The sequence below is a fragment of the Burkholderiales bacterium genome, assembly GCA_035560005.1.
Classification (GTDB): Bacteria; Pseudomonadota; Gammaproteobacteria; order Burkholderiales; family Eutrophovitaceae; genus DASRFY01.
Genome location: DATMAN010000063.1, coordinates 59,340 through 79,571 on the forward strand (window position 1 = coordinate 59,340; position 20,232 = coordinate 79,571).

At 68.0% G+C, this 20,232-nt stretch carries 14 protein-coding genes; 10 read left to right on the plus strand and 4 right to left on the minus strand.

Features of this window, described 5'->3' with window-relative positions; all coding sequences use genetic code 11:
- Positions 1-48 precede the first annotated feature (48 nt).
- The 8 genes from VNM24_09420 to sulP all read left to right on the plus strand — a co-directional run bounded on the left by VNM24_09420 (position 49) and on the right by sulP (position 13,556).
- Positions 49-1,536 carry a PAS domain S-box protein gene (locus VNM24_09420; GenBank protein HWQ38810.1) on the plus strand — a complete coding sequence of 496 codons (1,488 nt, stop codon included), beginning with the start codon at positions 49-51 and terminating at the stop codon, positions 1,534-1,536.
- Complete coding sequence (locus VNM24_09425; GenBank protein ID HWQ38811.1) at positions 1,533-2,174, plus strand: response regulator transcription factor; 642 nt, start codon at positions 1,533-1,535, stop codon at positions 2,172-2,174. Before VNM24_09420 ends, VNM24_09425 begins: the two co-directional genes overlap by 4 nt.
- Before the next feature lie 172 nt (positions 2,175-2,346).
- On the plus strand, positions 2,347-6,711 hold the full coding sequence (locus VNM24_09430; protein HWQ38812.1) for an EAL domain-containing protein: 4,365 nt from the start codon (positions 2,347-2,349) through the stop codon (positions 6,709-6,711).
- A gap of 46 nt (positions 6,712-6,757) precedes the next feature.
- Entirely contained in the window at positions 6,758-9,451 is a 2,694-nt protein-coding gene (locus VNM24_09435) for a diguanylate cyclase (GenBank protein HWQ38813.1), read from the plus strand.
- A gap of 281 nt (positions 9,452-9,732) precedes the next feature.
- Complete coding sequence (locus VNM24_09440) at positions 9,733-10,218, plus strand: GNAT family N-acetyltransferase (protein ID HWQ38814.1); 486 nt, start codon at positions 9,733-9,735, stop codon at positions 10,216-10,218.
- A gap of 169 nt (positions 10,219-10,387) precedes the next feature.
- Complete coding sequence (locus tag VNM24_09445; protein HWQ38815.1) at positions 10,388-10,861, plus strand: isoprenylcysteine carboxylmethyltransferase family protein; 474 nt, start codon at positions 10,388-10,390, stop codon at positions 10,859-10,861.
- A 113-nt stretch (positions 10,862-10,974) separates the two neighbouring features.
- Positions 10,975-11,646 carry a Crp/Fnr family transcriptional regulator gene (locus VNM24_09450; protein ID HWQ38816.1) on the plus strand — a complete coding sequence of 224 codons (672 nt, stop codon included), beginning with the start codon at positions 10,975-10,977 and terminating at the stop codon, positions 11,644-11,646.
- Positions 11,647-11,654: 8 nt separating this feature from the next.
- Positions 11,655-13,556, plus strand: a complete 1,902-nt coding sequence (gene sulP / locus VNM24_09455; GenBank protein HWQ38817.1) for a sulfate permease — start codon at positions 11,655-11,657, stop codon at positions 13,554-13,556.
- Here sulP and VNM24_09460 read toward each other — a convergent pair.
- The 4 genes from VNM24_09460 to VNM24_09475 form a co-directional block, all read right to left on the minus strand.
- On the minus strand, positions 13,450-14,670 hold the full coding sequence (locus tag VNM24_09460) for an ABC transporter permease (protein HWQ38818.1): 1,221 nt from the start codon (positions 14,668-14,670) through the stop codon (positions 13,450-13,452). The two genes, sulP and VNM24_09460, sit on opposite strands and share 107 nt — an antisense overlap.
- The gene (locus VNM24_09465) at positions 14,667-15,380 is read right to left on the minus strand and encodes an ABC transporter ATP-binding protein (protein ID HWQ38819.1); all 714 of its coding nucleotides are present in this window, start codon (positions 15,378-15,380) and stop codon (positions 14,667-14,669) included. Before VNM24_09465 ends, VNM24_09460 begins: the two co-directional genes overlap by 4 nt.
- A gap of 183 nt (positions 15,381-15,563) precedes the next feature.
- Positions 15,564-16,712, minus strand: coding sequence for an efflux RND transporter periplasmic adaptor subunit (locus VNM24_09470; protein ID HWQ38820.1), 1,149 nt, complete (start codon positions 16,710-16,712; stop codon positions 15,564-15,566).
- The gene (locus VNM24_09475; protein HWQ38821.1) at positions 16,709-18,124 is read right to left on the minus strand and encodes a TolC family protein; all 1,416 of its coding nucleotides are present in this window, start codon (positions 18,122-18,124) and stop codon (positions 16,709-16,711) included. Before VNM24_09475 ends, VNM24_09470 begins: the two co-directional genes overlap by 4 nt.
- Before the next feature lie 198 nt (positions 18,125-18,322).
- On the opposite strand from VNM24_09475, the gene VNM24_09480 reads away from it, so the two are divergent.
- Together VNM24_09480 and VNM24_09485 are read left to right on the plus strand one after the other, a co-directional pair.
- A complete protein-coding gene (locus VNM24_09480) occupies positions 18,323-19,615 on the plus strand; it encodes an amidohydrolase (GenBank protein HWQ38822.1) in 1,293 nt (430 codons plus the stop codon).
- 18 nt (positions 19,616-19,633) lie between these two features.
- Entirely contained in the window at positions 19,634-20,227 is a 594-nt protein-coding gene (locus tag VNM24_09485) for an ACP phosphodiesterase (protein ID HWQ38823.1), read from the plus strand.
- Positions 20,228-20,232: the final 5 nt, after the last annotated feature.

Genomic DNA, 20,232 nt, shown 5'->3' on the forward strand with positions numbered 1-20,232 from the left:
ACCTTCCGCGCGATAATGGCGCCGGGGCGCAGCTCGGGGCAAAGGCGCATGGCCAGTCGAACGAGTGAACGATCTGCCGCGGCCCGGCCGGCCAAGGCGGTGCGCGACCTCGAGGCGCGGCTCGAGCTGGCGATCCGGGCCTCGAACATCGGATTCTGGGACTGGGACGTCGCCCGCGGATCGGTCTACTTTTCTCCCGAGTGGAAAAGGCAGCTCGGCTATGCGGACGAAGAGCTGCCCAACCGCTTCGAGGAGTGGGAAACCCGACTTCATCCCGACGACCGGGAGCGCACGCTCGACCGGATACGCGCGTATCTCGCCAATCCCTGGCCGGACTACCAGGTCGAATTCCGCCTGCGCCACAAGGACGGGTCCTACCGGTGGATCCATACGCGCGCGGAGCTGATGCGCGACAGTGCCGGGCTTCCGCGGCGCCTGCTCGGGTGCCACGTGGACGTCACCGACCGCAAGCACGCCGAAGCCGCGCTGCGCGAGAGCGAAGAGAAACTGCGGCTGTTCATCGAGCATGCGCCATCGGCCATCGCCATGTTCGACCGCGACATGCGTTACCTGGCCTACAGCCGTCGCTGGCTTGTCGATTACGGGCTGGAGGGGCAGCAACTCGCCGGCCGCAGCCACTACGCGGTCTTCCCCGAACTGCCTGAGCGGTGGAAAGCGGTTCACCGGCGCTGCCTGGAGGGCGCGACCGAGAAATGCGAACAGGATCCGTTCCCGCGCGGCGACGGCACCGTGGACTGGATCCGCTGGGAGGTGCACCCTTGGCGAACAGACGACGGCATCGTGGGTGGCCTTGTCATCTTTTCCGAGGTGATCACCGACCGCAAGCGGGCCGAGGAAGCGTTGCGCGAGCACACCGAAAGGCTGAAAGGACTGTCTCAGCGGCTGATGGAAGCCGAAGAAGCGGAACGCCGTGCCATCAATCGCGAACTGCACGACCGCATCGGCCAGAACCTGTCCGCGCTCAATCTCAATCTCAACGTCCTGCGCGCCGGCCTTTCCGGAGCATCGCTGGAGGCGGTGAAGTCGCGACTCGACGAGATCCAGAAACTCATCGAGGAAACGACGGTTCAGGTGCGCAACGTCATGGCCGAGCTGCATCCGCCGGCCCTGGACGACTACGGTCTCATTGCCGCGCTTCGGACCTTCGCGGAGTCTCGCGGCCCCCACGGCCCGCTCTCGATCGAGGTCAGGGGCGAGGAGCCGGCACCGCGGCTGCAAAGACCGGTGGAACTCGCCCTGTTCCGGATCGCCCAGGAAGCGCTGACCAACGCGCTCAAGCACGCCAATGCGCGTCGCGTGGAGGTTGCGGTCGCGGCCGCAGGCGCCCGGATCGCGCTTGCCATCCTCGACGACGGAGTCGGCGTCGATCGGTCGGACGCCGGCTCCGCAGCCCGCGGTTGGGGACTGACCATCATGCGCGAACGCGCGGAAGCGATCGGCGCGCGGCTGCGCATCGAAGCGCGACCCGGCGGCGGGACCCGGGTACTCGTCGAACTGGAGCGGAAGGCCGAATGACGATCCGCGTGCTGATCGCGGACGACCACGCCATGATGCGCGACGGGTTGAAGGCGCTGCTGTCCGCGGACCCGGAGTTCGAAGTGATCGGGGAAGTGGGCAACGGTCGCGACACCGTGCGCCGCGCCGAGGAACTCGGGCCCGATGCGGTTATTCTGGACATCTCCATGCCGGACCTGAACGGCATCGAAGCCGCTCGACTGCTGCGCGAGCGGTGTCCCGGCGTGCGTATCGTCATGTTGTCGATGCACTCCAGCTCCGAGCACGTGTTCCGTGCGTTCGAAGCGGGGGCCTCCGCCTATCTTCTGAAGGACTCGGCCGGCGCGGAGATGAAGGCGGCGCTGCGCGCCGCATGCGCGGGCAGGCGTTATCTTTCCCGCGCCATCGCCGACCTGGATCCCTCGAAACGGGCGCTTCCCGCGCGGGCGAGCCCCCTCGAGCGCCTGAGCGCACGCGAACGGCAGGTTCTCCAACTCGTGGTGGAAGGCCATTCGAGCGCCGAGATCGCCCGGCTCGTCCACCTGTCGCCGAAGAGCGTGGAGACCTATCGCGCCCGCCTGATGCGGAAGCTCGGCGTGAAAGACGTGCCCGCGCTGGTGAAGTTCGCGATCGAGCACGGACTGACTACCTCCGGCTAGGTCTTCAGCGCGCCTGGTGCAACGCCATTGCTTGATCCAGGTCAAGCAGGCCGGCGTTGGTTGGGCGCATCGTGTCAGTTGTAGGGTTCTCCCGACAGACCGGATTCGTGCCGCTCTGTATCGTGCCGGCCGTGGCAAAGCGGGTGCCACGCGCTCCCGGAAAGGGTCTGTTGTGAAAATACTGATTGTCGAAGACCAGGACACGATGCGCCGCGCACTGCGTGGCTTCCTGGAACTTTCTCTGCCGGCGGCTACTGTCCTCGAGGCGGCGGACGCCGCCAGCGCATTCGAACTGTGCCTGGCCCATCGGCCTGCGCTGGTGCTGATGGATGTCTCGCTTCCAGATGGTAACGGCATCGAACTCACCGGCCGGATCAAGTCGGTGTTGCCGGACATCGCCGTGATCGTGGTCACACAGCACGCCGGACCCGCCTACCTGGAGCGGGCGCGCGCGGCGGGCGCAGGCGCGCTGGTCGGCAAGCACGCGCTGCACCGCGATCTGCTGCCGGCCATTCGAAGTACCGTCGCGCAGGCCGAGGGACCGAAGCCCGAGCAGGATCGAGCGCCGCTTGCGGCCGAAAGTACCGGCGCCGACCGCGCCGCGGTCGCTCGGGAAGCGGCCGCACGCGCGGGAATCGAGGCGGCGCTGCGCACGAGCGAGCGCAGGCTGCGCGCCATCGTCGAGACAGAGCCGGAATGCGTCAAGGTCGTCTCGCGCGACGGCGAGCTGCTGGAGATGAACCCGGCTGGCCTGGCCATGCTGGAAGCCGCCTCGCTCGAGGAAGCGCGCCGGCGGCCGCTGCTCACATACCTTGCCCCGGAGCACCGCGCCGCCTTCCGGGCACTGCATGAGCACGTGATGCGCGGTGAACGAGGGTCGCTGCGCTTCGAGGTGGTCGGTCTCAAGGGGACCCGCCGCTGGCTGGAGACGCATGCCGCGCCGCTGCGAGACGACGCCGGCAATGTGTATGCGCTGCTCGGCGTCACCCGCGACATCAGCGTTCAGGTATGGTCGGAGCGCTGGTCCGCGGCCGAGCATGCGATACTGGAGCGCATCGCCAAAGGCGAGGCGGCCAGCGAAGTGCTGGATGCACTGTGCCGGGCCATCGAAGAGCGGATTCCGGGCGCACGCTGCTCGATCCTGGAGGTCGACGAGCAGGGTCTGCACCTGCGCCATCTTTCTGCACCCAGTCTGCCGCGACGCTACGTCGAGGCGATCGACGGCGCGGCGATCGGCGAGGCGGCCGGTTCGTGCGGCACCGCCGCCCATCGCCGCGAGCCGGTCACCGTCTCGGACATCCGGACCGATCCCCTGTGGCGAGAATATCGGGACGTGGCGCTGCGCCACGGACTGCGCGCCTGCTGGTCCACGCCGATCTTGTGCGAAAGGCAGGAGGTGCTCGGCACCTTCGCGATCTACCCGGCGGAGGCGCGCGAACCCACCGAGGCAGAACGGCGCCTCACAGAACGCGCAGCATACCTGGCCAGCATCGTGATGATGCGTGCGCGTTCGGAGCGCGCACTGCGCGAAAGCGAGCTGCGCTTTCGCCAGCTCACCGAGAACATCCGCGAGGTGTTCTGGCTCACCGACCCGGCCAAGGAGCGGATGCTCTACATCAGCCCCGGCTACGAGCAGGTCTGGGGGCGCTCCTGCGAGAGCCTTTATCGCTCGCCGCGCGACTGGGTCGAGGCCATCCACCCCGAGGACCGCGCGCGCGTGCTCGAAGCGGCGCAGACCCGACAGGCACGCGGGCAATACGACGAGGAGTATCGCATCGTGCGCCCGGACGGGTCGGTGCGCTGGATACGCGACCGCGCCTTCCCCGTCGCGGGCGACAGCGGGGAGGTCTCACGCATCGCCGGCGTGGCGGAGGACATCACCGAGCGAAAGCGTGCCGAGGAAAGCCTGCGCCGCAACCAGGAGCGCCTCGGCACATTGATCAGTTCTGTGGACGGCATCGTGTGGGAGGCCGATGCGCAGACGCTGCGCTTCACCTTCGTCAGCCCGCGTGCCGAGCGCCTGCTGGGCTATCCGCTGTCGCGCTGGACGGAGGAGTCGAACTTCTGGCGGGATCACATCCATCCCGACGACCGCGACCAGGCCGTGGGTTATTGCCTGCAGTGCACGAGGCAGTCGCGCGATCACGAGTTCGAGTACCGCATGCTGGCTGCCGACGGGCGCGCCGTATGGCTGCGCGACATCGTGACCGTGGTGTCGGAAGGCGGCCGGCCGACCAAGCTGCGCGGGGTCATGGTCGACATCACCGAACGCAAGCAGGCCGAGCAGCGCTTGCGCGAAAGCGAGGCGCGTTTCCGGCGCATCGCAGAGCAATCGCCGGACGCGATCCTGATGCATCAGGCAGGCCGCATCGTGTTCGTCAACGAAGCGATGGTGCGCCTGATGCGCGCCGGGGCTCCCGAGCGACTGATCGGCAAGCCGGCCACCTCGGTGCTGCATCCGGAATACACGGCCATCGCTGAAGCGCGCATCCGCCGCCTGTACGCCGGAGACGCGCTGCCCCCGAGCGAGCAGCGATACGTGCGGCTCGACGGCACGACCGTCGACGTCGAGGTGGCCGCAGCGCCATTCGATCTGGATGGCAAGCCGGCGGCGCTGGTGACCGTGCGGGATATCACGACGCGCAGGGAGCAGGAGAAGCGCATTGCGCGATTGACCCGGATCTACGAGGTGTTGAGCGCGATCAACTCGGCCATCGTCCGGGTGCGTGAGCGCGAGGCGCTGCTGGAGGAGGCCTGCCGCATCGCCACGGCACACGGTGGCTTCACCGCCGCATGGATCGGTTCCTTCAACCACGCGACCGGCAACCTGATCGCCGTCGCGCACAGCGGGCTGCCGGCGGAAGTCGTGCCCAACGCGGACGAAAGCCCGCTGGAGCTGATACCGCAGGGCCCGGCGCAAGCCGCCCTGCGGACGGGAACTCCGGCGGTGAGCAACGACATCGCGAGCGAGCCGGAGTTCGTCGAAAGCGCGGTCGGCCCCGATACCTGGAACATCAGGCGCGCAGCCATCGCCAGAGGCGCGCAGTCGGTCATCGTCCTGCCGCTCTTTGTCGAGGAGCGGACCTTCGGAGTCCTGACCCTGTATGCGTCCGAGCGCGAGTTCTTCGACGAGGAGGAGTTGAGACTGTTGACGCAACTGGCCAGCGACGTGTCCTTCGCCCTCACCTTCCAGGCCAAGGAAGCGAGGGTCAACTATCTGGCGTATCACGACGTGTTGACCGGACTGCCCAATCGCACGCTGCTCCAGGACCGCCTCGCCCAGCACCTGCACGCCGCGCAACGCGACGGCACGATGACCGCGCTCATTCTGATGGATCTCGAGCGCTTCCGCCTCCTCAACGAGACTTTCGGCCGTCAATTCGCGGACGAAGTGCTGAAGGAAGTCGCGCGGCGGCTGCATGCAGCGGCGCGCGCGGAGGACTCCCTCGCGCGGGTCGGCGGCGACCGCTTTGCGCTCACGCTGAGCCGCATCGCGGATTCGGCGGAAGTCGCGCACTTCCTTCGCAACCGACTGATGCCGGTCCTGCGCGATCCGGTCGGTCCTCCGGGCCAGGCACTGCGCGTGGCGGCACGGTTCGCGGTGGCCGTCTTTCCGCCGGATGGCGGTACGCCGGACGTGCTGTATTCGAACGCGGAGGCGGCCCTCAAGAAAGCCAAGGAAAGTGGAGAGCGTTTTCTGTTCTACGCTCCGGAGATGAACGCGAAGGTGCGCAAGGCGTTCGAACTGGAGAACCGGCTGCGCGAGGCGCTCGACGAGGAACGCTTTGTCCTGCACTACCAGCCGAAGATCGCCACCGGCGACCGCAGGATCACCGGATTCGAGGCGCTGATCCGCTGGAACGACCCGGAACTCGGGCTGGTCCCGCCCGGCGAATTCGTGCCGCTCATGGAGGAAACCGGGCTCATCCTCGAAGCCGGCCGCTGGGCGCTGTCGCAGGTGGCGCGCGATTGCCGGACATGGGGGGAACAAGGCGTCCGGCCGCCCCGTATCGCCGTGAACGTTTCCGCGCTGGAACTCCGGCAGAAGGATTTTCTCGCCGTCGTCACCGAGTCGGCGCGAGAGATCCGAGCGGCGGGCGGCGCGCTCGACCTCGAGATCACGGAAAGCGTGCTGATGGAGAACGTCGGTGGTACCGCCGGCATGCTGCTTGCGCTGCGCGAGCAGGGCGTGACAATCGCCGTGGACGACTTCGGCACGGGCTACTGCTCGCTCGCCTACATCGCGCGGTTGCCCATCGACGCTCTGAAGATCGACCGCAGCTTCGTCGACGGCATGACCAGTGACGCGGACAGCCTGGCGATCGTCACCTCGGTGATCTCGCTCGCCCATTCCCTCCGGCTGCAGGTGATCGCCGAGGGCGTGGAAACGCCGCAGCAGGCCGCGATGCTCGAGGAGCTGGGCTGCGACCAGATGCAGGGTTACTTGTTCAGCCGCCCGCTCTCCGCGGAGCAAGTCGGTGCATGGCTCGGGCAATTGCCGCCCGGGCACGAAGCCGCGACGCGCAGGCAAAAGTAGAATGGAACGCGCTCCGGGAGCGTGACCGCAGGTACAGCCGACGTACATGGCAGGCCGAAACATCATGAAGCATCGCAAGACCCGATCCTCGAAGTCGAGCCGGTCCGGACCGCCCGGCAAGCGCACGAGCCGCCGCGCGCCCGCGGCGCGGGCGAAGCAAGGTCGGTCGAGCACCCAGCCGCCCGACGGGACACCAGGTCTGCGCGCCCTGCTCGACCTTTCTGCGCACTGGTACTGGGAACAGGACGAACATCTGCGCTTCACCTACATGTCCCCCGGCGTCGAAAGACGGCTGGGACTGCCGGCGGAGGCGTTTCTCGGCAAGACGCGCGACGCCATGGCGATGTTCGAGTCGGAGTCGGCCAAACGCCGGCATCTGGCGGCGCTGGAAGCCCGCCAACCGTTCGAAGACGTGCTGGTCTGTCAGCGTCGCACGGATGGCAAACTGGTCTATGCACGCATCAGCGGCCAGCCGGTATTCGACGAGAAGGGACGCTTCAAGGGCTATCGCGGCGTGGGGCGCGACGTCACCGCGCAGGTGGAGGCGGAACGGGCGCTGCGCGAAAGCGAAGCCCGGTTCCGGGACCTCACGGAACTGTCCTCGGACTGGTACTGGGAGCAGGACGAGAATCTGCGGTTCACGAAAATGTCCGGCGGGGTGCTGAACAAGCTCGGATGGGATCCGCAATCCTTCATCGGCAAGTCGCGCTGGGATTTCCCGATCCTCGTGGACGAAGCGGCGCTGGCCGAGCACAAGGCGCTGCTCGGCGCGCACAAGCCCTTTCACGACTTCGTCTACGGCAGGCGCAACCCGGACGGCACCGTGGCATACGTCAGCGCGAGCGGAGTGCCGCTGTTCGACGAAGCGGGCAACTTTCGCGGCTACCGCGGGGTCGGGCGAGACATCACCGCGCAGAAGCTCGCCGAGGAAGCGCTCGAGGTCGAATCGCGCCGGCTGCGCCGGATGGTCGAGCGGTTGCCGGCGGGCGCTGTATGCGTGGAGGGCGATTCGCTCTACATCAACCCGCGTGTCGAGCAGATGACGGGCTACACGCACACGGAGCTGCCCACGCTGCAAGCGTGGTTTCGCGCGCTCTACCCCGCGACGTCGGACGAGGTGTGGCAGCTCTACCAGGCTGACAGGGCCGCCGGATTTCCCGTACCCAGAGTGGTGCCGGCGACTCGCAAGGACGGGACGCGCCGCCTGCTGGAGTTCGCCGCCTACGGAGACGAATCCTCCGAGGTATGGTTGATACAGGATGTCACGGACCGTGTCGAGGCGGAAGCACGCGTGCGACACGCCCGCGAACAGCTTCACCTTGCACTTTCCGGCTCGCGGCTCGCATTGTTCGAGTGGAACCTGGCTTCCGGCGAAGTCTATCTGAGCGAGCGCTGGGCCGAGATGCTGGGAGAGCCGCCAAGGCCCACGCGCACGACGGTGGACGCGTTGAGGCAGCTCGTCCATCCCGAGGATCTGCCGGGCGTAGAGCGCGCAGTCGAAGAGATCGTTCGTTGCTCGACGGAGTTTTACGACACGGAGCATCGAGTCAGAACACCGGCTGGCGGCTGGATCTGGATCCGCAGCCGCGGTCAGGTGGTCGAGCGCGATGCGAACGCGAGAGCCTTGCGCATCGCCGGCACCAATGCCGACATCACCCAGCGCAAGCAGGCCGAGGAGTCGCTGCGCGAGGCGCACGAAAACCTCAAGCGCAGCGTCGCCGCCCTGCAGCGCCGGAACCGGGAGATCGCCACGCTCTCCGAGCTGAGCAATGCCCTGCTCTCCTGTCTCGCGGTCGAAGAAGCCTGCCACGTCGTCCCGAAGTACGGCGAGATGCTGTTTCCCGGAGAGCGCGGCGCGTTGTTCCTCATGCGAAACTCGCGCGACCGGCTGAATCCATGTGCCACCTGGGGCGCGCCCCCGATTCACGACGGTCGCGCTCTCGAGCCGGAGCAGTGCTGGGCGCTGCGGCGAGGGCGTGTCCACCTCATGCAGGATCCCTCCCGCGATGCGGTGTGCGATCACGCGCAGGACGTGGCACGCGAGGGCAGCCCTTGCCTGTGCCTGCCCCTGATCGTGCAGAGCGAACTGATCGGCCTGTTGTGGATCGCATTTCGTCCGGGAACGCGACTGTCCGACGAGCGCGGCACCGGGGACTACGGCACGCACCAACTCGCCGTGTCGCTCTCCGAGCAGATGGCGCTCGCGCTGTCCAACATCAGGCTGCGCGAGAACCTGCGCCAGCAGACGATCCGCGACCCGCTCACGGGCCTCTACAACCGGCGCTTCCTGGAGGAAGCCCTGGAGCGCGAGATCGCGCGCTGCAGGCGCAGCGCAACCGGGTTTGCGCTGTTGATGATCGACGTCGATCACTTCAAGCGCTTCAACGACACCTATGGCCACGAGGCCGGCGACAGCGTGCTGCGCGCGGTGGGCACCTGCCTGCGGGCCAGCACGCGGGAAAGCGACATCGTGTGCCGGTTCGGAGGCGAGGAGTTCATGATCGTGCTGCCCGATACCGCACTGGACGGCGCGACAACACACGCGCGGCGCATCCTCGACTGCGTGCGCAACCTGCAGCTTCTCCACGCCGGCCGCGCCCTGCCACCGATCACGGTGTCAGCGGGAGTGGCCATGTATCCCCAAAACGGGGACAGCCTGCAGTCGATGGTCCGGTCGGTCGATCAGGCGCTCTACGCGGCCAAAGGGGCCGGGCGCGATCGGTTCGTGGTCGCCCAATAAGCTGCGGGGCCGGCGTTCTCATGCGCCGGCGCCCCTCTTCCGGCCAGGGGCGGGCTTTCCGATCCACCGAGCCGTTCGTGCTGCCGGTAGCCCGGTTCCGGCAGGAGGCACGCCGGATCCGCGGGGCTCGGCACAGTTCACGAAGGGGGGCTGTGCCACCGCGGCCGCAACGAGCGAGTCGCGCGCTCGATCGCCGGCGCGGCGATCCGACCCGCCGCTTTTCTTCGCGGGCGCCCGGCGTATACTTTGCGCGACCCAACGCTGCTTTGCAGTCCACGCCCATGGCCGTCCCGCAAATCGTCTACAAACCTGCGTCGCTGGCTGACGCCCTGGCCATCGCGGAGCTGTCCCGCGATCTGATCGAGACCGGCCTGGGCTGGTCCTGGACTCCGGTTCGGGTGGCGAACGAGATCCGCGATCGCGACACGATCGTTCTGACCAGCCGCCACCGTTCGAGCATCATCGGTTTCGCCATCATGAACTTCGGCGACGAGCTGGGGCACCTGTCTCTGCTCGCGGTGCGGCGCGACTGGCAGCGGCGCGGCGTGGGCCGTGCGATGTTCCAGTGGCTCAAGTCCTCGGCGCTCACGGCCGGAATCGCCGCCATCGGACTGGAGCTGCGCGCGGCCAATCACCAGGCCCGACAGTTCTACCGCGCGCTCGGCTTCGAGGAGGCCGGTTACGCGCCCGGCTACTACCGCGGCCGGGAGACCGCGCTGCGCATGCGGCTCAATCTGCGGCCCGCCGCCCTCGGCTTCCGCACCTGACAGACAATTTCGGTCAAAGAGAGCACGCAGAAAAATCGAGACCCACCACCCGGACACCGAGCACCAGGAATTCGTTCAGGAGAGCCTTGCAGTTCCTGGTGTCTTTGCATTTTGGTGGTGAGCGTCATTCCCGGTTTTCTGCGGCCTCGTCGGCCAGACAACTTGTCCCGTGAGCGCTGAGAAGAAGGAAACGGCAGGGGTCATCGCGCCGCCGCCGCTCGTCTACGCCGCCGGCCTGGTGCCGGGCTGGCTGCTCGAGCGGCGCTGGCCTTCGCCCTACGGCCTCATCGAGCCGCTGGCGCAGTGGATCGGCTGGTCTCTGATCGCCGTCGGGGTGGTGGTGTTGGTCTGGGCGCTGATCGCCCTGCGCCGCGTGCGCACCTCGGTCAATCCCTACACGCCGAGCACGGCGATCGCCACGACCGGGCCCTATCGCTGGTCGCGCAATCCCATCTACGTCGCCGACCTCGTCATCTACCTGGGCGTGTGTGCGCTGCTCAATTCGCTCTGGCCGCTGCTGTTCCTGCCGGCGGTGATCTGGATCGTGAACAAGGGCGTGATCGAACGCGAAGAGCGGTATCTGGAGAACCGGTTCGGGAATCTCTACACCGTGTACAAGTCCCGCGTCCGCCGCTGGCTCTAAGAGTGTATTTTTCACCACCAAGCCACTAAAGACACCGAGTAGATCTTTTCTGGGTTCTGTTTCTGCATTCATTTCTTGGTGCCTCGGTGTCTCGGCGGTCATTCAATCACGGCATGGATGCGGCAACGCTGAGGCAAGAGCTGCTGGCGCGGTTCCCGGTGTTCGGCTCGGTCTCGCGCGAGGCGCTGGAACGCGTGCTCGCTTCCGGACGGACGCGAACGCTCAGGGCCGGCAGCCTGTTGTTCGACACGGGCAAGCCCTGCACCGGATTTCCGCTGCTGCTCTCGGGTACGGTGCGGGTGGCGAAGGCGGCGCCCAACGGCCGGGAGGTGCGGCTGTATCGCGTCCAGCCCGGAGAGGCCTGCATCATGAGCACCGGCTGCCTGCTCGGCGAGGTGGACTACAGCGCCACCGGAATCGCCGAGAGCGACGTGGTGGTCTTTGTCCTTCCGCCGGCACTGTTCACCGAGTTGATGGCACGCGAGGAAGCGTTCCGCAAGTGGGTGTTCGGCCTGTTCAGCGAACGGCTGTCGGGCATGATGGAGCTGGTGGAGGCCGTCACGTTTCAGCATCTGGACCGGCGGCTGGCGGCCTTCCTCGCCAGGCGCGGGCCGCTGGTCGTGGCTTCGCAGCAGCAGCTCGCGGACGAGTTGGGCACGGTGCGCGAGATCGTCGGGCGGCTGCTGCGCAGTTTCGAAGACCGCGGCCTGGTGGAACTGGGGCGCGGACAAGTGCGCGTGGTGGACGCCGCGGGCCTTGCCGCCATCGCGGGTGAGCCGCGCTGAGCGTGCCCGTGCCCGACGCGGCGTTCCCGGTCGCCCCTTCCCGTCACCGGCTGCAGCGCTGGCTGCCGATCTGCGGCTGGCTGCGCCGCTACACGCGCGAAGACTTCCAGGGCGACCTGCTGGCCGGCTTCGTCACCGCCATCCTGCTTGTGCCGCAGGGCATGGCCTTCGCGCTGCTGGCCGGACTGCCCGCGCAGATCGGGTTGTACGTGAGCATCCTGCCGCCGATTGCCTACGCGCTGTTGGGCACCAGCCGGGCACTGGCGGTCGGGCCCGTGTCGGTCGCTTCGATCATGGTGGCGCAGGCGCTGCGCGATCTTCCCGCCGGGACCGATCCGGTGAACGCCGCGATCGTCCTGGCATTGCTGTCCGGCGCGATGCTCCTGGCGATGGGGCTGGCCCGCTTCGGCGTGATCGCGAGCTTCCTCAGCCATCCGGTGCTCTCGGGATTCACCACCGCGGCCGCACTGCTCATCATCGCGAACCAGCTGCCCAGCCTTGCGGGGCTTCGCCTCCCTCAACACGCGTCCTGGCAGGCGTTGCCCGCCCGGTTGTCGGAAGCGCTGGCCAGCGTTCACGGTGCCACGGCGACGGTCGGGCTGGGCGCGATCGCGCTGCTGCTCCTCGCCGGCACGCCGCTGATCGCGTTGCTCACCCGTGCCGGCATGCCGCAACGGCGTGCGCTGATCGTGTCGCGTGCGGCACCTCTGGCGGCGGTCGTGGCCGGCACCGTTGCGGTCGGGGCCTGGGACGCGGCCAGGGGATCGGTGGCCATCGTCGGGACAATTCCCGAAGGGCTGCCGGACCTGCGGCTCGCGCTGCCGGAGCCGGGACTGGTCTGGCGGCTCCTGCCGGCCGGTTTTCTCATCGCGCTGGTGGGCTACGTGGAGAGCATCTCGATTGCGAAATTCCTCGCCGGCCGGCACCGCCAACCCATCGACGCCAATCAGGAACTGATCGCGCTCGGTGCGGCCAATCTCGCGGCGGGCGTCTCGGGCGGCATGCCCGTCGCCGGCGGCTTCTCGCGCACGATGGTCAATTACACAGCCGGCGCGCGCACGCAGCTCGCGGCGATCGTCACCGCGCTTCTGGTGGCGCTGGTGGCGGTGTTCTTCACCGCGGCGCTGGCCGACGTGCCGAAAGCGGCATTGGCGGCGATCATCATCGTCGCCGTGGCCCAGCTCGTCGACCTGAAAGGCGCCCTGGCGGTCTGGAAGTACGACCGGGTGGACGGTGCGGTCCTGGCGCTCACGGCAGCGGGCGTGCTCGTGCTCGGGATCGAACCCGGGCTCGCCGTGGGCATCATGGCATCGCTTGCGAGTTTCGCGCTGCGCGCAGCGCGCCCACACGTCGCGGTACTGGGGCGCATCCGCGGCAGCGAACACTTCCGCAACGTCCGGCGCCACCCGGTCGAGACCTGGCCGCACCTGCTCTTCCTGCGCGTGGACGAGAACCTGACCTTCGCCAACGCGGCATTCCTGGAGTCCGTGGTGATGAACGAACTCGCCACCCATCCGCAGGTGCGCCACATCGTGCTCGTGATGAGCAGCGTGAACGCGATCGACGGCACCGCGCTGGCCACGCTGGAACGCCTGGCCGAGAACGCGCACGAGGCGCGGGTCACGCTGCACCTTTCGGACGTGAAGGGACCGGTCATGGACCGGCTGAGGCCCACCGCGCTGCTCGAATTGCTGGAGCCGGGAAAAGTGTTCCTGAGCGCGCATGAGGCGGCCGAAGCGCTCGCCGATCCGCCCCCAGAGCCCCGCCGCGCATGGCGGACCGAAGGCGAAGAACGCCGTGCGCCTACTGGTATCTCAGCGCCTCGATGGGGCTCATCAGCGCCGCCTTGCGCGCCGGATAGAAGCCGAAGAAGATGCCGACCCCTGCGGCCACGGCGAAGGCGAGCGTGATGGAGCCGGCCGTCACCAGCGCCGCCATGCCCGCCACGCGGCCCGCGCCGAGCGCGCCCGCCACGCCGAGCGCCACGCCGACCACGCAGCCGATGACCGACACGATCAGCGCCTCGAGCAGGAACTGCAACAGGATGTCGCGCCGGCGCGCGCCGATGGCCATGCGGATGCCGATTTCGCGCGTGCGCTCGGTCACCGACACCAGCATGATGTTCATGATGCCGATGCCGCCGACCAGCAGCGACACCGAAGCGATGGCGCCGAGCAGCAGCGACATCACGCGCGTGGTCTGCGCCTGCACCTCGGCGATCGCCGAAAGATTGCGGATCGTGAAGTCGTTGTCCATGCCCTCCTGCAACCGATGGCGCTGCCGCAGCAGCGCGGTGATGGCGCGCTCCACCCGCGGCATCGCCTCCTCCGACACCGCCTGCACCATCGCGAAGCGCACGCTGTCCGGGAAACGGTTGCCGAACAATTGCCGCTGCGCGGTGGTGAGCGGGACGATGATGGCGTCATCCTGGTCGCGCCCGTCCAGGCTCTGCCCCTTGGGGGCGAGCACGCCGATCACCAGGAAAGGGCTGTTGCGGATGCGGATGGTCTGGCCGACCGGGTTCTCGGTACCGAAGAGATTGCCCGCCACCGTGTCGCCGATGACGGCGACGCGGGCCGCGGAGCGCAGATCGCTTTCGCTGAAGGACGTGCCCGCCGTGAGCCGCCAGTCCCTCACCTCGAAATAGCTCGGCGTCGATCCATAGACCTGCGTGCTCCAGTTGCTGGAGCCATGGACCACCTGCGCCGAACCGGGCTGGATCGGCGCCACGCCGGCCACCGAAGGCAGTTCCGCGATCGCCCTGACGTCCGCCAGGGTCAACGTAGGGGTCGATCCGCTCGCGCCGCGCGCCCCGGAAGTGACGGTCCATCCGGCGGAGACGATGAAGAGGTTGCTGCCCATCGTGGCGATGGTCCGCTGCACCGCCACCTGCGCTCCCTGGCCAATGGCGGCCATCATGACCACGGCGCCCACCCCGATCATCATGCCGAGCATGGTGAGGAAGGTGCGCATCCGGTTCGCGCCCATGGCACGCCAGGCCTCGCGTACGAGCTGCAGGATCATGCCGCAACTCCGGCCGGCCGTCGCACCTCGCCGTCGTGCTCGATGCGCCCGTCGAGGAAGCGCACCAGGCGCCGCGCGAAACGCGCGACGTCCGCTTCGTGCGTCACGACCACGAGAGTGATGCCCTCGCGATCGTTCAACCCGGCGAAAATCTCCATGATCTCGCGGCTGGTGTGCGTGTCGAGGTTGCCGGTCGGCTCGTCGGCGAGGATCAGGCGCGGATGGTTGGCCAGCGCCCGCGCGATGGCGACCCGCTGCTGCTGTCCCCCGGAGATCTGGCCGGGCAAGTGGTGGGCGACGTGCGCGAGCCCCACCCGCTCCAGCAACTGCGCGGCGCGGGAACGGCGTTGCCGCACGCCCAGGCCGGCGTAGAGCAAGGGCAGCGCGACGTTGTCGATCAGATCCACCCGCGGCAGCAGGTTGAATCCCTGGAAGACGAAACCGATCAGCCGGTTGCGCAGGCCCGCGAGCCGGTCCGAATCGAGGCGCGCCGTGTCCTGCCCGTCGAGCAGATAGCGCCCGCTGCTCGGCGTGTCCAGGCAGCCGAGGATGTTCATGAAGGTCGACTTGCCCGAGCCGGACGGGCCCGTCACCGCGACGAACTCGCCGGCCCCGATCGCCAGATCGATGCCCTGCAGAACCGGATAGACGCCGGCCTGCGTCTCGTAGTGCTTGTGCAGCGACTCGACCCTGATCAGCGGCTCGGTCATGAAAGGACCCGGGAGCGAAACACGAAGCCACGAAGGCACGACGAAAAACGGCAATCGGGTGAAAAACACATGTGCGAGAACGCCCACATGACAAGTACCTTCGAGTCTCCCCGTGCCTCTGGGTGTTCGTGGTCAGTTTGTCTGGATTGTCTTCGTGGCTTCGTGTTTCGCTTCTACGCGCCCTCAGAAAAGCCGCATGCGAGGCGGGCCGGCCGGCGCGGCGGATTCGCCGCCGAGTTCCTCGACCACCACGCGATCGCCCGGCTTGAGAGCGCCCTCGACGATTTCGGTCAGCCGGCCATTGGTGATCCCGGTGCGCACCGCAAGCGGCGCCAGCTTGCCGTCGCGCACGCTCCACACGGTCGAACCGGCCGGACGCGTGCGCGCGAGTTCCCGATCGCGCGGGCGGAAGCGCAGTGCGGCATTGGGGACGAGCAGCGCGCTGTGGCGCTGGTCCACCTCGATGCTCAGATAGGCGGTCATCCCCGGCAGCAGCGCGAGATCGGGGTTGTCCACCGAAACGACCACGTTGTAGGTCACCACGTTCTGCTCCACGATCGGGTTGAGGCGGATCTGCTTCACCGCGCCCTCGAAACTGCGCTCCGGATAGGCGTCCACGGTGAAGCGCACGTGCTGCCCCACGCGCACCTTGCCGATGTCGGCTTCGGCGACGTTGCTGTCGATCTGCATGAAGCGCAGGTCGCGCGCAATCCTGAACAGCGTGGGCGTCTGGAAGCTCGCCGCCACCGTCTGTCCCACGTCGACCTCGCGCGACACCACCACACCGGATACCGGCGAGCGGATGACCGAATAGGCGAGGTTGGCGCGATCGCGCTGCAGCCTGCCGCGGGCGATCTGCAACTGCGCTTCTGCGGCTTCGCGCGCCTGGACCGCCTGGTCCAGCTCTTCGCGCGAGACGTATTCCTGCGCGTGCAGCTCGCGCAGCCGCGCTTCGCTGGCCTGCGCCAGCCGCAGCGAGGCTTCGGCGCTCTTCACTTCGCCTTCGCTCTGGGCCACCGCGGCGCGGAACGTGGTGGGATCGAGCTCGAGCAGCACCTGCCCGGCCTTCACCTGGTCGTTGAAGTCCGCACGCAGCCGCATCACGGTACCCGATACCTGCGTGCCCACATTGACCAGCGATACCGGATTGAGCTTGCCGTTCGCGGTTACGGTCTGCACCAGGGCGCCCGTGGTCACTTCCTCGGTGACGAAGCGCGCTTGCGCGGGCCGGTCGTTCGCCTTCTTCCATGCGACCCACGCGCCGCTCGCGACTCCGGCAGCCACCCCGAAGATCACGATGGCGCGCAGCGCGCCGGCGAGTACCCTGTTCATGGCTCGCCTCGAGAAACCGGCTCCGAGAAGACGCCCGCGTCCAGCGTGCCCAGCGCGCGCACCAGGGACGCTTTCGCGATGTACCAGTTGAACTGCGACTGGATCTTCTGCGACTGCGCGGCGGCGGCCGAACTCTGGGCGTTCAACACGTCGATGAGCGTGCCGACCCCGGCCTTGTAGCGCGCGAGCGCCGCGCGATAGGACTCCTGCGCGCTGGCCACCAGATCGAGCGCGGTTTCGAAAGCCTGCCCTTCGGTCTGCAGGCTCTGGTACGAAGTCCACACGTCGAGCGCGATCTGCGAAGCGAGCCGATCGCGCGTGGCGATGCGCGTCTCGACCTGGCTGCGTGCCGCACGCAACTCATAGGTGTTCCGATAGCCGGTGAAAAGCGGAATGCTCACCTGCACGCCGATGGCGCCGCTGCGCGGATCGGAACCGGGAGCTTCCTGCGCAGCGGAGAGTCCGGCAAAACTCGACACGGTCGGTTTGCCTTGCGCTTCGATTGCGCGCAGGTTCGATTGCGCGGCCCGGACTTGCGCTTCCGCAGCGAGCAGATCCGGCCGGCGCTCCCGCGCGGTCCGGATCAGGCTCGCCACCGCGTCGCGAACCACCCGCAAGGCGAGCTCCGGTGGCGGGGCCAGCGCCAGCGCGCGATCGGCGTCGAAGCCCAGCGCGGTGGCGAGCGTGCCCTGCGCGGAAGCCGCATCGCCCTCGGCGCGGGTACGGTTGAGTTTCGCCTGCGAGTAGGCGGTCTGTGCCTGCAGCACGTCGGCGCGAGTGCCGCGCCCCGCGGAAAGCCGGGCCTGCGCCGCCTCCAGGCTCTCGCGCGCGCTGTCTTCCGCGGCGCGTGCCGCCGCCACGTTCTCGGTCGCGGCGAAGAGCCGGTAGTAGGCCTCCGCGGTATCGAACAGCACCTGCTGAATGACGGCGTTGTGCGTCCAGTTGGCCGCCGCCAGCGACTGGCGGGCGGTGTCGAGGTTTGCTTCGCGAGCGCCGAAATCGAACAGCACGTAATTCAGCGTTGCGCCGGCCGCCAGGCGCGTCTGCCCGCCCGAGCCCGGCGCGTTGCGCGCCTGTTCCCGCTGCGCGGAGACATCGGCTTGCAGCGTGGGCAGCCGTGCCGCCCGCTGCACGCCGACTTGCGCCGCGGCAACGCGCGCATTGGCCCAGGTCTCGCGCGTGCGCGGATTGCGGCACAACGCGACGTTGATGGCATCGAGGAGCGTGAGCGCGGCAGGAAGGGCGGCGGCGTCCAGGCACGGGTCGGGAACCACACCGGGGAGCGGAGCATGGACGTGCGAGGGCGCGAGCCGCCCGGTGTCGAACGGGTCGCGTCCCACGGCCGTGCACGACAACACGGCGAGCGCGACGCAGAGCGCGGCGCGCGGAAACCCGCGGAGCCAGTTGTTCATGCCGCGCAGCCGCCCGCAATCGGCTTCGCTCGCAGAAGGGTATCGTATCGCTTGCCCGTATCCCGCCACCGGCCGGATTGTGTCGCTGTGTGAAGCCCGGCCAGAGACGGACCTTGCACCGGCTGCGCCGTGCGCCGCAAGTTGACGCGCCGGGACGACCCCTTGAAACTGAAGCTTTCCTCGTTCGATTCGCGACCCATGAATCCCTGCCGTATAGTGCTTGGCGCCGCCCTTGCCGCTGCGCTTCCCGTGCAAGCCGATTTGCGAGCCGAACTCGACGCGCTGGCGCGCCAGATCGAGCCGAAGGTCATCGAATGGCGGCGCGACATCCACCAGCATCCCGAGCTGGGCAACCGGGAATTCCGCACCGCCGGCATCGTGGCCGATCACCTGAAGGCGCTCGGCCTGGAGGTCAGGACCGGTGTCGCCCATACCGGCGTCATCGGCCTGCTGCGCGGCGCCCGGCCCGGCCCGGTGGTCGCTCTGCGCGCGGACATGGACGCGCTGCCGGTGACCGAAGAGGTTGACCTGCCGTTCGCCTCGAAAGTTCGCACGGTCTGGGCCGGCAAGGAAACCGGCGTGATGCACGCCTGCGGACACGACACGCACGTAGCGATCCTCATGGGCGTGGCCGAGATCCTGGCAAAGAAGCGCGCCGAGCTGCCGGGAACCGTGAAGTTCATCTTCCAGCCGGCCGAGGAAGGCCCGCCGCCCGGCGAAGAGGGCGGCGCGGCGCTGATGGTCAAGCAGGGCGCGATGGAGAACCCGAAGCCCGAGGCGATCTTCGGCTTGCACATCGGCTCCATGCACGAGGCCGGCACGATCGCCTATCGCCCCGGGCCGCTGATGGCAGCCGCCGACGTGCTGCGCATCACCGTGCAGGGACGCCAGACCCACGGCTCGGCCCCGTGGACCGGCGTCGACCCCATCGTGGTCGCCGCGCAGATCGTGCTCGGCCTGCAGACCATCGTCAGCCGTCAAGTCAATGTGACCCACGAGCCGGCGGTCGTCTCGATCGGCGGCATCGACGGCGGCAACCGCTTCAACATCATCCCGGACAAGGTCGAAATGGTCGGCACCGTGCGCACCTTCGACGAGGCGATGCGCGAGGACATCCACCGCCGCATTCGCCTGACCGCGGAGAAGATCGCCGAGGCGGCGGGTGCCAGGGCGAGCGTCGAGATCGACAAGCCCTACGGCGTCACCATCAACGATCCGGCGCTCACCGAACGCATGCTGCCCACGCTGAGGCGGGTGGCGGGGGAGAAGAATGTCATCCTTCGATCCAAGACCACCGGCGCGGAGGACTTCTCCTTCTTCGCCCAGAAGGCGCCCGGGTTCTTTTTCTTTCTGGGCGGCTCGCCGAAGGGGACCGATCTCGCCAAGGTGGCCTACAACCACTCGCCGCGTTTCTATGTGGACGAGTCCGCGCTGCTGCTCGGTGTGCGGGCGCTCACGCATCTGACGATCGACTACATGGAGGCAAAGTAGGATGAAGGGTGACCTTCCGTGAACTACCTCGGCCACCTCTATCTCTCCCCGCCCGACGAGGACGCCCTGCTCGGCAGCCTGATGGGGGATTTCGTCAAGGGGCCGGTTGCCGGTCGCTACCCGCCATCGATCGAGCGGGCGATCGTGCTGCACCGGCGCCTCGATACCTTCACCGACACCCACGCGGCCGTGCGGTTGTCGCGCTCGCGGATCAGCGCGGCGCGGCGCCGCTACGCGGGCATCATGATCGACGTGTTCTACGACCACTTCCTCGCACGCTCGTGGACGGAGTTTCACGCCCAGCCGCTCGAAGTCTTCTGTGCGCGCATCTACGAGATGCTGGAGCGGCGCGAGGCGGAGTTGCCCGAGCGGCTGCGGCGGGTCGCGCCGAACATGGCGCGCTGGAACTGGTTCGGCTCGTACGCCGAAGTGGAGTCGATCTACGGGACGCTCGAGCGCATCGGCCAGCGCCTGAAGCGCGAGAATCCGCTGTACAACGCGGCGGACGAGCTGCTGCAGAACTACGCCGCGCTGGAAGCGGATTTCCGCGCCTTTCTGCCCGATTCGCGGGCCTGGTCGAGGCAACTGGCCGCGCAGGCCGCGCCTGCCTGAACGTC